Origin of the sequence: Mycobacterium sp. E802, from assembly GCF_001666875.1 — a bacterium.
Classification (GTDB): Bacteria; Actinomycetota; Actinomycetes; order Mycobacteriales; family Mycobacteriaceae; genus Mycobacterium.
The window spans coordinates 68,976-82,225 of the sequence record NZ_LZJD01000189.1 but is presented as its reverse complement, the minus strand read 5'-3'; the positions used below and the strand labels follow the sequence as shown (position 1 = coordinate 82,225).

General features: G+C 68.4%; 10 protein-coding genes and 1 pseudogene. 7 read left to right on the top strand and 4 right to left on the bottom strand.

Translation table 11 applies throughout. The features are described 5' to 3' along the window. Positions 1 to 194, top strand: a pseudogene (locus A5699_RS30375) (hypothetical protein); the annotation flags it as partial. Between the two features lie 467 nt (positions 195 to 661). Continuing rightward, the gene (locus A5699_RS27690; RefSeq protein WP_067776972.1) at positions 662 to 901 is read left to right on the top strand and encodes a DUF3107 domain-containing protein; all 240 of its coding nucleotides are present in this window, start codon (positions 662 to 664) and stop codon (positions 899 to 901) included. 3 nt (positions 902 to 904) lie between these two features. On the opposite strand, the gene A5699_RS27685 is transcribed toward A5699_RS27690, so the two are convergent. Continuing rightward, on the bottom strand, positions 905 to 1,564 hold the full coding sequence (locus tag A5699_RS27685) for a TetR/AcrR family transcriptional regulator (protein ID WP_067777006.1): 660 nt from the start codon (positions 1,562 to 1,564) through the stop codon (positions 905 to 907). 201 nt (positions 1,565 to 1,765) lie between these two features. Here A5699_RS27685 and A5699_RS27680 point away from each other — a divergent pair, with 201 nt between their 5' ends. The 3 genes from A5699_RS27680 to A5699_RS27670 all read left to right on the top strand — a co-directional run bounded on the left by A5699_RS27680 (position 1,766) and on the right by A5699_RS27670 (position 5,065). Further along, positions 1,766 to 2,806 carry a DUF3152 domain-containing protein gene (locus A5699_RS27680; protein ID WP_067776969.1) on the top strand — a complete coding sequence of 347 codons (1,041 nt, stop codon included), beginning with the start codon at positions 1,766 to 1,768 and terminating at the stop codon, positions 2,804 to 2,806. Between the two features lie 174 nt (positions 2,807 to 2,980). Next, the gene (gene moeZ / locus A5699_RS27675; RefSeq protein WP_142253733.1) at positions 2,981 to 4,174 is read left to right on the top strand and encodes an adenylyltransferase/sulfurtransferase MoeZ; all 1,194 of its coding nucleotides are present in this window, start codon (positions 2,981 to 2,983) and stop codon (positions 4,172 to 4,174) included. A 36-nt stretch (positions 4,175 to 4,210) separates the two neighbouring features. Further along, positions 4,211 to 5,065: a TIGR02569 family protein gene (locus tag A5699_RS27670; RefSeq protein WP_067776966.1), complete on the top strand. Its 855-nt coding sequence runs from the start codon at positions 4,211 to 4,213 to the stop codon at positions 5,063 to 5,065. A 74-nt stretch (positions 5,066 to 5,139) separates the two neighbouring features. On the opposite strand, the gene A5699_RS27665 is transcribed toward A5699_RS27670, so the two are convergent. Further along, positions 5,140 to 5,436, bottom strand: coding sequence for an MGMT family protein (locus A5699_RS27665; RefSeq protein ID WP_067776963.1), 297 nt, complete (start codon positions 5,434 to 5,436; stop codon positions 5,140 to 5,142). Between the two features lie 2 nt (positions 5,437 to 5,438). Next, the gene (locus A5699_RS27660; RefSeq protein WP_067776960.1) at positions 5,439 to 6,212 is read right to left on the bottom strand and encodes an alpha/beta fold hydrolase; all 774 of its coding nucleotides are present in this window, start codon (positions 6,210 to 6,212) and stop codon (positions 5,439 to 5,441) included. A gap of 133 nt (positions 6,213 to 6,345) precedes the next feature. Between A5699_RS27660 and A5699_RS27655 the strand changes: the two genes are divergently transcribed. Both A5699_RS27655 and A5699_RS27650 read left to right on the top strand, forming a co-directional pair. After that, a complete protein-coding gene (locus tag A5699_RS27655) occupies positions 6,346 to 9,492 on the top strand; it encodes an ATP-dependent DNA helicase (protein ID WP_067776958.1) in 3,147 nt (1,048 codons plus the stop codon). Next, positions 9,489 to 12,806, top strand: coding sequence for an ATP-dependent DNA helicase (locus tag A5699_RS27650; protein WP_067776955.1), 3,318 nt, complete (start codon positions 9,489 to 9,491; stop codon positions 12,804 to 12,806). The genes A5699_RS27655 and A5699_RS27650 overlap by 4 nt, the downstream gene beginning before the upstream one ends. Here the strand turns inward: A5699_RS27650 and A5699_RS27645 are convergent. Further along, positions 12,779 to 13,177 (bottom strand): hypothetical protein, encoded by a 399-nt coding sequence (locus A5699_RS27645; RefSeq protein ID WP_067776952.1) that lies wholly within the window; start codon positions 13,175 to 13,177, stop codon positions 12,779 to 12,781. The two genes, A5699_RS27650 and A5699_RS27645, sit on opposite strands and share 28 nt — an antisense overlap. Positions 13,178 to 13,250: the final 73 nt, after the last annotated feature.

The following is a 13,250-nucleotide window of genomic DNA, read 5'->3' as shown; positions in this document are numbered from 1 at the left end:
ACGAGGAACCGCTCGACCGGCGCTGGATCTGGGTGGCCGCGGTGGCCGGGGTCGTGCTCGTGGTGGCGGTGGTCTGCACCTCGGTGATCCTGGGTGGCGGCGACAGCGGTTCCGTCTCGGCGAGCCTGACCCCGTCGGCAGCTCCCACGCAGACCACCGCCACCACGAGCACGACCCCGGCCACCGCGGCCACCCAGATCCAGCGCCGGTCGAGCGGTTCCTCGTAGAACCGAACTTCGTCGTCGTACTCGGCGTCATAGTCCGCGTCATAGTCGGCGGTGGAGTAGTCGGTGCCGTAATCCGTGCCCCGGCCCGCGGCGTAGTTGCTCGGGTCGTCGCTCTGGTAGTCCGGCCGGTAGCCGGCGTACCCGCTCGGCTCATACGGGCGGTCCCCGAAGCGCTCGGTCGGTGCAGTGTCATACGGCGAATAATGCCTGGTCATGAGGCTGTCCCAGTCGTCTCGTCCAATGTCGGTCCTGATGCTATCGAGGCAGAAGTGACAGATGAGGCGGAGTATCGGGTGTGTCGGTCACGGTCCGGACTCGGTTCGGTATCTGCGTTTCGCGCATGGCGTAGCCCGGCTCACCGCACCCCTGTGCCGCCGTCCACTAGCCTGCTCAGGGAAGTCGACAACGACGTGAGAAAGAAAGAAGGGCCCAGCGTGGAGGTCAAGATCGGTGTCACGGACAGCCCGCGCGAGCTGACCTTCAACAGCGCGCAGACACCCAGCGAGGTGGAGCAGCAGGTCACCGAGGCGCTCGCCAAGGATTCGGGTGTGCTGGCGTTGACCGATGAGAAGGGTCGGCGCTTCCTGGTGCAGAACAGCCGGATCGCCTATGTCGAGATCGGCGCCGCCGACGTGCGTCGGGTCGGATTCGGTGTGGGGATGGAATCCGCCTGAGTTCTACGAGCGGGTGAGAGGCACGTGTGACAGTCCGCCCCAGGCGAACTGCACCGTGCCGTCCACCGCGGTATTCCGGTCGATCGGCCGGTCGTTCGTCAGCCAGTAGCGGGCTGAATCGACGCTGATGGCCACCAGCCCGACAGCGATCATCCTCGCGCGATGCGCCTCCAGCCCCGAATCGCGGCTGATCAGGTCGAAGACGGCATCGGTGCATGCCTCGGTGGCGACCTTCACCTGCGCGGCCACCTGCGGCTCGCTGACATAGTCGTTCTCGAAGATGAGTCGGTAGCCCTGGCTGTCATGTTCGATGAAATCGAAGAACGCCTCCACTGCCGCACGCAACCGCTGACGGTTGTCGGTCGTGGTGCGCAGGGCCTGGCGCACGCCGGACACCAGATTGTCGACGTGGCGTTGCAGGACTGCCAGATACAGCTCGAGTTTCGACGAAAAGTGTTGATATAGCACAGGTTTGCTTACGCCTGCGCGTTCGGCGATCTCGTCCATACCCGCAGCGTGATAGCCGCGTTCGACGAACACCTCGCTCGCCGAGGCCAACAGCTGCCCGCGCCGCTCGTCGCGAGGCAGGCGGTTGCCGCGACGACCACCGCCGTTCGCGGGCTTGTCACCTCTCCTCTCGGCGGTGTTGGCGAGATCGCTCATCAGGTCCTCAATCTGTATTGCTCTGGCGCACTTGAACATGTTCATCCGAGCCGCTGATCGAACCGACACTACTACCGTTGGGCCCCACTTCCGTCGTGCGGGCGTCCGCGAAACGTGCGCGGGTTTCGAAATGACACCAGCGTGGTCACGGCATTACTGCGCCCCGGGCCGCTCCACAGGAGTCTGTGCCATTCTGGTCCGGTGACCTACGACCCGGGACGTCGCGGGGGTGGCCGTGTCCCGGCGCTGCGCAACGAGTGGCGAGAGCCGCTGCGCGCACAGCGAGATCCGATTGCTGCGGACTCAGGACGCGCCAGATCCAACAGGGACGACCACCAGCAGTGGCGCAAACAAACATGGATCGGCCGCTTCGTGTCCACCTACGGGTGGCGCGCGTATGCCTTGCCGGTGCTGATCGTGCTGACCGTGGTGGTCATATACCAGACCATCACCGGTACCAGCGCGACGCCGACCGCCCAGGAGGAGGACGGCCCCGCGCAGGGCCTGCCTACCCCCATCGATGTGGCCAGCACCGCCATCATCGGCGCGCCGCCCAAGGGCCTGACGCAGTTCGATGCCAATCTGCCCACCGGCATCCTGCCTGCGGGCGGTCCCTTCACCGAGGCGGGCAACCGGACCTGGCGGATCGTGCCGGGCACCACGCCCAAGGTCGGCGCGGGCACCACGAAATCGTTCACCTACACCGTCGAGGTCGAGGACGGGGTGGACACCACGTCGTTCGGTGGCGACGAAGGATTCGCCCGGATGGTCAGCGAGACCCTGGCCAATCCCAAGAGTTGGACCCACAACGGGCTGTTCGCCTTCACCCGGGTGGACGCGAGCAGTGGCGTCGAACCGGACTTCCGGGTGTCGCTGACCTCCCCGATGACCGTGCGCGAGGGCTGCGGCTACGACATCCAACTGGAGGCGTCCTGCTACAACCCGTCGTACGACGGCCACCAACCCCGCGTCTTCGTCAACGAGGCCCGCTGGGTCCGCGGCGCGGTGCCGTTCCAGGGGGACATCGGCTCCTACCGGCAGTACCTGATCAACCATGAGGTTGGTCACGCCATCGGTTATCAACGCCACGAGGCGTGTGAGCGCGACGGCCAGCTGGCGCCGATCATGATGCAGCAGACGTTCTCCACCTCGAATGACGATGCCGCGAAGTTCGATCCGGAAACCGTCAAGGCCGATGGTCTGACCTGCCGGTTCAATCCCTGGCCGTACCCGATCGCCTGAGTCGCCGCACCGACAGCGGCGACCGGCTCAGCCCCGGTCCATACCCGAGAGCTCGCGCGCGGTCGCGGTGGGCCCGGCGGCGGGAAGCATCCACACCGGATTACCGTTGTGGTACGAGCAGCTGGGACGATGAAGTGACCAGAAAAACTGAGGAGACATGCGGTGTCCGCGAATTTGGACGTGTCGTTACCGCCGTTGGTCGAGCCGGCCGCCGAGCTGACCCGTGAAGAGGTGACGCGCTACAGCCGCCACCTCATCATCCCGGACGTCGGCGTGATCGGGCAGAAGCGGCTGAAGAACGCCAAGGTGTTGGTGATCGGTGCCGGTGGGCTCGGCTCGCCGACCCTTTTGTACCTGGCCGCCGCCGGGGTGGGCACGCTCGGCATCGTCGAGTTCGACGTGGTCGATGAGTCCAACCTGCAGCGGCAGATCATCCACGGCCAGTCCGACATCGGCCGGTCCAAGGCCCAGAGCGCCCGGGATTCCATCCTGGAGATCAACCCGCTGGTGACGGTGAACCTGCACGAGTTCCGGCTGGAACCCGACAACGCGGTGGAACTGTTCAGCCAGTACGACCTGATCCTCGACGGCACCGACAACTTCGCCACGCGTTACCTGGTGAACGACGCGGCCGTGCTGGCCGGCAAGCCCTATGTGTGGGGTTCGATCTACCGGTTCGAAGGCCAGGTGTCGGTGTTCTGGGAGGACGCGCCGGACGGGCCCGAGGGAAACAAGCAGGGCCTCAACTACCGCGATCTGTACCCCGAGCCGCCCCCACCGGGCATGGTGCCCTCGTGCGCCGAAGGCGGCGTGCTGGGCATCCTGTGCGCCTCGATCGCCTCGGTGATGGGAACCGAGGCGATCAAGCTGATCACCGGTATCGGAGAGCCGCTGCTCGGCCGGTTGATGGTGTACGACGCGTTGGACATGACGTACCGCACGATCCGCATCCGCAAGGATCCCGCCACACCGAAGATCACCGAGTTGATCGACTACGAGGCGTTCTGTGGCGTCGTCTCCGATGCGGCTGCCGAGGCTGCCGCCGGGTCGACGATCACTCCGTTGGAGCTCAAGGAGCTCATCGACTCCGGAAAGCCGCTGGCGCTGATCGACGTCCGCGAACCGGTGGAGTGGGACATCAATCACATCGCCGGCGCCGAGTTGATCCCGAAGCCGACGTTCGAATCGGGTGACGCGTTGGCCAAGCTGCCGGTAGATCGGACTCCAGTGCTGTACTGCAAGACCGGGATACGGTCAGCCGAGGTGCTCGCCATCGTCAAGCAGGCCGGTTTTTCCGACGCGGTGCATCTCCAGGGTGGAATCGTGGCCTGGGCCAAACAACTCGAGCCCGACATGGTGATGTACTGACGGCTGGTTTGCCGATCTACACCTTAGGCTGAGGTTGTGAGTGTGGAACGGCCGCCGGAACATGTGCTGGCGGCGTTCGGCCTGTCCGGGGTGCGCCCGGTACCGCTCGGCTCGAGCTGGGAGGGTGGCTGGCGCTGCGGCGAAGTGGTGATGTCGATGGTGCCCGAGCACGCCCGTGCGGCGTGGTCGGCCAAGGTTCGCGAAACGTTGTTCGTCGACGGGGTGCGGTTGGCCCGCCCGGTCCGATCGACCGACGGCCGTTACGTGGTTGCCGGCTGGCGGGCCGACACCTTCGTGGCAGGCACGCCCGAACCGCGTCATGACGAAGTGGTGTCGGCCGCAGTGCGATTGCACGAGGCCACCACGAAGTTGGAGCGGCCACGCTTCCTGACCCAACCGCCGGTGGCGCCGTGGGCCGATGTCGACGTGTTCATCGCCGCCGACCGCGCGGCCTGGGAGGACCGGCCGCTGCATTCGTTGCCGCCAGGAGCCAGGGTCTCGCCCGGATCGTCCGATGGGCAACGCTCCGTGGAGCTGATCAATCAACTGGCCGGCCTGCGCAGGCCGACCAAGAGCGCCAGCCAGCTCGTGCACGGCGATCTCTACGGCACCGTGCTTTTCGCGGGCACCGCCGCCCCGGGGATCACCGACATCACCCCGTACTGGCGCCCGGCCTCCTGGGCCGCCGGTGTGGTGGTGGTCGACGCGCTGTCGTGGGGCGACGCCGACGACGGCTTGATCGAACGGTGGCAATCGCTACCGGAGTGGCCACAGATGTTGTTGCGCGCCTTGATGTTCCGGCTTGCCGTGCATGCCCTGCACCCACGCTCCACCGCGGCGGCCTTCCCGGGCCTGGCGCGCACGGCCTCGTTGGTCCGGTTGATCCTGTAAGCCCTTTTCCCCGCGAGCAGACGCAAACCGGTACATTTCCGCGCAGAAAGGTACGGGTTTCTGTCTGCTCGCGGTCAGAACAGGTGGCGGTACTCGGCCAGGCGTACCCGTCCGTCGGCCGCCAACACCCCCTCGGCGCGCAGCCGTTCCAGTTGCCGGGTGGCCAGATGCGGAGCGGGCCGGCCCGAAGCCAGGATCACCCGGTGCCAAGGCAGGTCCGAGGAGTCGGTCCGCATGATCCAGCCGACGATCCGCGGACTGGAAAGCGCTGCGGCATCGGCGATGTCACCATAGGTGCACACCCGCCCCGGCGGGATCGCCGCCACCAACGCGCGCACGGCTTCCACCTGTTCCTCGGTGACGGCCGGCATCGTCAGCCCAGCCGCTCGCGGATCAACTTCGCCGTCTCGACCGGCATGGCATGGGCCACCATGTGATCGCAATCCCAGTCCAGCAGGCTGAAATCCGCGCCGAGGTGCGTACTCAGCTCACCGATGAGCTCATCACGCGCATAGGGGGGACTGGTGCGGGTGGCACGAACCAGCACTGTCGGAGTGCCTTGGCGCGGCAGGGCGACCGGACGAGCCAGCTCGCTCCAATATGACACCATCGCCGGGATGCTGATGCGCCACCCATAGCGTCCGCCCGGCAACTCGACGAGATGCTCATCCAGATCGCGGTCCAGCTCTGCCGGCGCCACATCACCCCACGACCCGTTGGCTTTCTCGGCTCGCGCTTCGGCGCGGTCGGGATAATCCGGCGAGGCCATCATGGCCTCGGCGATCTCGCGCATCCACTCACCGTCGAGGTGGACGGCCGGATCCAGCAACACCAGTCCGCTGACCAGATCCGGTTGTGCCGCAGCCAGATTCAGTGCCAGCGCCCCACCGAACGAGTGCCCGACCACCAACGTCGGACGGTCCAGGAGCGACGCCAGGGCCTCGACATTGGCATCCAGGGTCCATGGCGCCGCCCACGACGAGCGGCCATGCCCCAGCAGATCGGGGGCCAGCACCGCCACGTCGGACAGGTGCTGCTCGGCCAGCGTCTTCCAGCGCTGCCCATGTCCGGTCAACCCGTGGATCAGCAGTACCTGGGGCGTCTCGGCGGGGCCGTAGCGGTAGACATGCAACTTCTCGGCAGACATGTCGTTGATGCTGCCAGGAGGTCGGACGCCGCTACTTGCCGGGCCATTCGCTCCAATCCGCTCCGCTACTTGTCGGGCTGCTCACTCCAATCCGCTCCGCTACTTGTCGGTCCCTTCTGGTGTCATTCCTCCCATGACCACACACCACCTCGCATCGGCACCGGCCGACACCGAGCTGCTGGCACCGGGCTGCAACGGTGTGGTCCGAGTGCTGGGTGGGCCCGGCACGGGGAAGAGCTCGCTGTTGATCAGCACCGCGGTCGAACACATCGCAGCGGGAACCGATCCCGAGTCGGTGCTGTTACTGACCGGTTCGGCGCGGTTGCGCAGTGAGGCCAGGGCCGCCATCACCGCGCGGCTGCTCGGGGCGGGCACCCACGGTGTGGTGCGGGAGCCCCTGGTGCGCACCGTGCACTCCTACGCGTTTGCGTTGCTGCGACTGGCCGCTCAGCGCAACGGAGATCCGCCACCGCGGCTGATCACCACCGCCGAACAGGACGGGATCATCCGCGAACTGCTCGCCGGTGACCTGGAGGACGGCGCGAACTCGCCGGTGGGCTGGCCCGAACAACTGTGGCCCGCACTGAGCACCGCCGGTTTTGCCACCGAGTTGCGTGATCTGATGGCCCGGTGCACCGAGCGCGGCGTGGATCCGCGTGCGCTGCAACGGTTGGGCCGTTCGGCCGGACGCCCGGAGTGGTTGGCGGCCGGCCGGTTTGCCCAGGCCTATGAGCAGATCATGTTGTTGCGGGCGGCGGTCGGTATGGCTGCACCGCAGGCCACCGTCCCGGCGCTGGGAGCGGCCGAACTGGTCGGCGCGGCGTTGGAGGCGCTCGGCACCGACGCCGACCTGCTGGCTGCCGAACGGGCCCGGATCAGCCTGCTCCTGGTCGACGATGCCCAGCATCTCGATCCGCAGGCCGCCCTGCTGGTCCGGGTCCTGGCTGCCCGGGCCGGACTGACCGTTGTTGCCGGGGACCCCGACCAAGTGGTGTTCGGTTACCGCGGTGCCGATCCGGTGTTGCTGCGCGATGACGACGCACCCGCGATCACCCTCACCCGGTCCCATCGGTGTGCTCCCGCGGTCGCCACCGCGATCTCGAATATCGGGCGGCGGCTGCCCGGTGTCGCGGCCACCCGAGTGCTGGAAGGCAATGCCGAGCACGGACCGGGCGAGGTCACCATGCGGTTGGCCGCCACTGCCCACGCGGAGAACACCTACATCGCAGACGCGTTGCGTCGAGCGCATCTGGTGGACGGGGTGCCATGGTCGGAGATGGCGGTGGTGGTGCGCTCGATCCCGCGGGTGGGTGCCGCGCTGGCGCGCGCGCTGACCGCGGCCGGGGTGCCGGTGGAGGCGACGGGCGCCGACCTCGGGCTGGCGCAGCAGCCTGCCGTCGCAGCGCTGTTGACGGTTCTGGACGTCACCGCCGCAGGAACACTCGACGGTGACAGCGCCGTGCGCCTGCTGACCGGCCCGATCGGCCGTGTCGACCCGGTGACCCTGCGGCAACTGCGCCGGGCCCTGCGTCGCGCTGACGGCTCTTCTCCGCCCCGTGATTTCACCGACCTGCTGGTCGCCGCGATCGACACCGAGCCCGCCGGTCTGTCGGTCGAACACCTCAAGCCCCTACGCCGGCTGCGATCGGTGCTGTCCGCGGCGCGTCGGAGCCAGCGTGACGGGGCCGATCCGCGCCATACCCTGTGGCAAGCATGGAATGCCTGCCGCCTGCAATCGCGGTGGTTGGCGGCCAGCGAGCGTGGCGGCACCATCGGAGCACAGGCCGATCGTGACCTGGATGCGGTGACCGCGCTGTTCGACGTGGCCGACCAGTACGTCAGCCGCACCGCCGGCGCGTCCCTGCGCGGCCTGGTCGATCACGTCGCCACCCTGGGAACCTCGCTCTCGGCACCGGACTCGGGCACCGGGTCTGATGCGGTGTCGGTGCTCAGCGCACATGCCGCGCTCGGGCGGGAATGGGATTTCGTCGTGATCGCCGGCGTTCAAGAAGGCCTGTGGCCCAACACAGTTCCACGCGGCGGGGTGCTGGGTACGCAGAATCTGGTGGATGTGCTCGACGGGGTGGCCGCTCCGGCCGACCGTGCCGTGTCGACCCGGGCACCGCTGCTGGCCGAGGAGCGCCGCTTGTTGATGGCCGCGATGGGCCGGGCCCGCAGGCGGCTGTTGGTGACCGCGGTGGACAGCGACGGCGGTGACGAATCGTTGCTGCCGTCGGCGTTCTGTGCCGAATTGGCCGAGGTGGCGGCCGATTCTGTACCGCTACCGCCGTTGGCGGCTCCGCGGGTGCTGGTGCCCTCGGCGGTCGTGGGTCGGTTGCGGGCCGTGGTCTGCGCCCCCGAGGGTTCCGTCGATGATGAGTCACGTGCCTGTGCGGCAACGCAATTGGCGCGGCTGGCCGCGGCCGGGGTGCCCGGGGCCCACCCGTCCCAGTGGCACACCATGACCGCGCTGTCCACCGAGGAACCGTTGTGGTCGGCGGTGGACGGGGTGGCTCCCGAGGTGGTCCTGTCGCCGTCGACGCTGCAGATGCTCAGCGACTGTCCGCTGCGCTGGCTGTTGGAGCGGCACGGCGGCAATGACGGACGCGATGTGCGATCCACCGTCGGGTCGTTGCTGCATGCCCTCGTTGCGGACCCGGGGAAGACAGAGGCTCAGCTGGTCAACGATCTGGAAAAAGTCTGGGAGGATCTGCCTTTCGACGCGAAGTGGTATTCGGACAACGAGTTGTCGCGCCACCGGGCGATGTTGGAGACGTTCACCCGGTGGCGCGCAGACTCCCGGGCTCAGTTGACCGAGGTGGCCACCGAGATCGACGTGGACGGCGTGCTCGTCGAGTCGGGTGAGGACGGCCCCGAGGTCCGGATCCGGGGACGGTTGGACCGCCTCGAACGTGACCGGGCCGATCGGCTGGTGGTGGTGGACCTGAAGACCGGCAAGAGTCCGGTCACCAAGGACGATGCGCAAAAGCACGCCCAGTTGGCCACGTACCAACTCGCCGTGGCCGCCGGCCTGGTGCCGCACGGGGATCAACCCGGCGGCGGCCGCTTGGTATACCTGGGCAAGGCGGGGGCGGCCGGTGCCACCGAACGCGAACAGGACCCGATGACACCCGAGACCCGTGCGGAATGGCTCGACACAGTGCGCGATGCTGCAGCGGCCACGGCCGGGCCGCAGTTCGTGGCCCGCGTCAACGACGGCTGCGCGAACTGTCCGGTGCGCTCGTCGTGCCCAGCCCAGGCCGCCGGAGAACGGTCATGACCGGATTCCCGCAGACCAGCGTCCGTTACAGCCCGACGGAGTTGTCCGCTGCTCTGGGGCTGTTCCCACCGACGGACGAGCAGGCCGCGGTCATCGCCGCCCCGCCGGGACCGCTGGTGGTGATCGCCGGGGCAGGCGCCGGCAAGACCGAGACCATGGCGGCCCGGGTGGTCTGGTTGGTGGCCAACGGTTTCGCCTCGCCCTCGCAGGTACTGGGCCTGACATTCACCCGCAAGGCTGCCGGCCAGCTGTTGCGTCGGGTGCGTACGCGGCTGGCCCGGCTCGCCGGTGTCGGCCTGGGCACCGGTGGTGCCGACGAAATCGCCACGGTCAGCACCTATCACGCGTTCGCCGGGACCCTGCTGCGTGAGCACGGTCTACTGCTGCCGGTGGAACCGGACACCCGGCTGCTCAGCCAGACGGAGCTGTGGCAACTGGCATTCGAGGTGGTGTGTGCGCATCCCGGTGAGCTCGCCATCGAAAAGACCCCGGCCGCCGTCACCGACATGGTGCTGCGGCTCGCGGGCGCGCTGGCCGAGCACCTGGTGGACACCGACCAGCTGCGCGATACCCATGTGGAGCTCGAGCGGCTCGTGCACACCTTGCCGGCGGGACCGTATCAACGTGACCGTGGGCCCAGTCAGTGGCTGCTGAAGATGTTGGCCACCCAGACCGAACGCACCGAGTTGGTGCCGCTGATCGATGCGCTTCATCGGCGGATGCGGGCCGACAAGGTAATGGATTTCGGCATGCAGATGTCGGCGGCGGCACGGCTGGCGGCGGGCTTCCCCCAGGTCGGTGCGCAGCTACGGGAGCGGTTCCGCGTGGTGTTGCTCGACGAGTACCAGGACACCGGACACGCTCAGCGGGTGGCGTTGTCCTCGCTGTTCGGCGGTGGTGTCGACGACGGCCTGGCGTTGACCGCGGTGGGGGATCCGATCCAGTCGATCTACGGCTGGCGCGGCGCATCGGCGACCAACCTGCCCCGGTTCACCACGGATTTTCCGTTGGCCGACGGTACGCCGGCCCCGACCCTGGAATTGCGGACCAGCTGGCGCAACCCGCCCAGTGCGCTGCATCTGGCCAACGCGGTGTCGGCCGAGGCGCGGCGGCGTTCGGTCACGGTGCACGAGCTGCGCCCCCGGCCTGACGCCGAACCGGGCACCATCCGGTGTGCGCTGCTGGACGACGTCGAGGCCGAACGAGGCTGGGTGGCAGACCATTTGGCGACGCTCTATCACGGCGCGGTCGCCCAGGGCCTGGCCACGCCGACCGCTGCGGTGCTGGTGCGCCGCAACGCCGACGCCGCGCCGATGGCTGAGGCGCTGAGTGCCCGTGGGGTGCCGGTCGAGGTGGTGGGGGTGGCCGGGCTGCTGGCGGTGCCCGAAGTGGCCGATCTGGTGGCGATGCTGCGGCTGGTGGCCGATCCGGCTGCGGGCTCGGCGGTGATGCGGGTGCTGACCGGACCGCGGTGGCGGTTGGGTGCCCGGGACATCGCCGCGCTGTGGCGCCGGGCGAGGGAACTCGACGACCGGCCGGTGGGGGAGCCCAGCGCCGCCGAGATCGTGGCGCAGGCGGCTCCGGATGCCGACGCGGCCTGTCTGGCCGATGCGATCTGCGATCCCGGTGCGGCCGAACACTATTCGCCGGCCGGCCACCAGCGGATCGAGGCGCTCGGCCGGGAGCTGACCATGCTGCGGGCCCACCTGAGCCATCCGCTGCCCGAGCTGGTGGCCGAGGTGCGACGGGTCGCCGGTCTCGACGCGGAGGCACGGGCGGCCCGCCCGGTGACCGCGGGCTGGACCGGCACCGAGAACCTGGACACGTTCTGTGATCTGGTGGCCGATTTCGCCGGCCGTCCAGGCGGGTCCGTGCTCGCGCTGCTGGCCTACCTCGACGTGGCCGCCGACGTGGAAAACGGCCTGGCCCCCGCCGAATTGACGGTCTCACACGACCGGGTGCAGATCCTCACCGTGCACGCCGCCAAGGGACTGGAATGGCAGGTGGTCGCCGTCCCGCACCTGAGCGGGCGGGTGTTTCCGTCGACCGCGTCAGCGCGCACCTGGCTCACCGACTCCTCGGATCTGCCTCCGCTGTTGCGCGGTGACCGCGCGGTCGAATCGGAACTGGGCGTACCAGTGCTGGACGTCTCCGACGTCAACGATCGAAAGATCCTGTCGGACAAGATCAACGAGCACAAACGCACCCTCGAGCAGCGGCGCATCGACGAGGAACGCCGGTTGCTCTACGTCGCGATCACCCGATCGGAGGACACCCTGCTCGTCTCCGGGCACCACTGGGGCGCCACCGAAGGCAAGCCGCGCGGCCCGTCGGAGTTCCTGAGCGAGATCAAGGCCATTGTGGAGGACGCTGCCGCGGCGGGTCAGCCGTGCGGCGAGATCGAGCAATGGGCAGCGGAACCGGCGGCCGGTGCGGTAAACCCGTTGCGCGACAAGACCGTCGAAGCGCTTTGGCCGGCAGCTCCGGCCCGGTCCACCGATGCCGAGCGGGGAGCGGCGCTGGTGTCACAGGCTCTGGCCGGCGCAGACCAGGCCGGTGCGGGTGAGGGGGACGGCATCGACCACGAAGGCTGGGCCGCCGACGTCGACGCGCTTCTGGCCGAGCGTGAACGTGGTGGGCAGGTGGTTCCGGTCGAGCTGCCCGGGCAGCTGTCGGTCAGCACCTTGGTGGAGCTGAGCCGTGACCGGCAGGCCGCGCTGCAGCGTCTGCATCGACGGCTGCCGCAGCGCCCGGATCCGCACGCATTGTTGGGCACCGCGTTTCACGAGTGGGTGCAGCGGTTCTTCCATTCCGAGCGGTTGTTCGACCTCGACGATCTGCCCGGCGCGGTGGACAGCGACAGCGGACGTGCCGGCGCCGCCGAACTGTCGGAGCTGCAGGACGCATTCGTCATGTCGCCGTGGGCGGCCCGCACCCCGATCGAGGTGGAGGTGCCGTTCGACATGGCGATCGGCACGACACGAACCACCGTCGTCCGCGGCCGCATCGATGCCGTGTTCGCCGACGACGACGGAACCACCACGGTCGTGGACTGGAAAACCGGTGAACCGCCGGTCACCCCGGAGGCCTTGGCGCAGGCTTCGGTCCAGCTCGCGGTGTACCGCCTGGCCTGGGCAGCGTTACGGGGATGCCCACCCGAATCGGTACGCGCGGCGTTCCATTACGTGCGTTCCGGGCAGACGGTCAGCCCGGAATCGCTACCGGGGGAGGACGAACTGGTCGCGCTGCTGACCGCCCCGGTCGACGAGCGGCCGACGGATGCGGGTCAGGCGGCCGGCGAGGAGTTGCGGTAAACCCGCAGCGCCCCAGTGATCATCGGGATCTGCAAGGGCAGCCGGGCGATCGCGACGATCCGCATCGGCCACGGCTTGTCCCACCACAGCCGGACCATGTTCACGTTGCCCGGGAACACGGCGACGAACAACGCGATGGCCGCCAGCGCGCCCAGGCGGCGGGTACGCGGCGCGGCCAGCAGCGCGCCGGTGGCCAGCTCACCCACGCCGGAGGCGTAGGTGTAAAAGCGCGGGGTGCCGGGCAGTTCGGCCGGAATGATCGAGTCGAACGGTTTGGGAGCGACGAAATGCAGCGTGCCCATGCCGAGGAGCAGGGCGGCCATGCGTCGGGCAGGTGCGGAGGAGATCCGCTGAGACGGGGATGCGGTCATGGTTACATTGTGACGTGCGTCTGATCAGATGGGTCCCGGCGCGTCCCGGGGCACTTTGCTCGATGATGAGGTC

Bases quoted from the DNA above. Each gene is read 5' to 3' on its own strand.
- A5699_RS27685 (WP_067777006.1), bottom strand. From the start codon at position 1,564: ATGAGCGATCTCGCCAACACCGCCGAGAGGAGAGGTGACAAGCCCGCG.
- A5699_RS27665 (WP_067776963.1), bottom strand. From the start codon at position 5,436: ATGCCGGCCGTCACCGAGGAACAGGTGGAAGCCGTGCGCGCGTTGGTG.
- A5699_RS27660 (WP_067776960.1), bottom strand. From the start codon at position 6,212: ATGTCTGCCGAGAAGTTGCATGTCTACCGCTACGGCCCCGCCGAGACG.
- A5699_RS27655 (WP_067776958.1), top strand. From the start codon at position 6,346: ATGACCACACACCACCTCGCATCGGCACCGGCCGACACCGAGCTGCTG.
- A5699_RS27650 (WP_067776955.1), top strand. From the start codon at position 9,489: ATGACCGGATTCCCGCAGACCAGCGTCCGTTACAGCCCGACGGAGTTG.
- A5699_RS27645 (WP_067776952.1), bottom strand. From the start codon at position 13,177: ATGACCGCATCCCCGTCTCAGCGGATCTCCTCCGCACCTGCCCGACGC.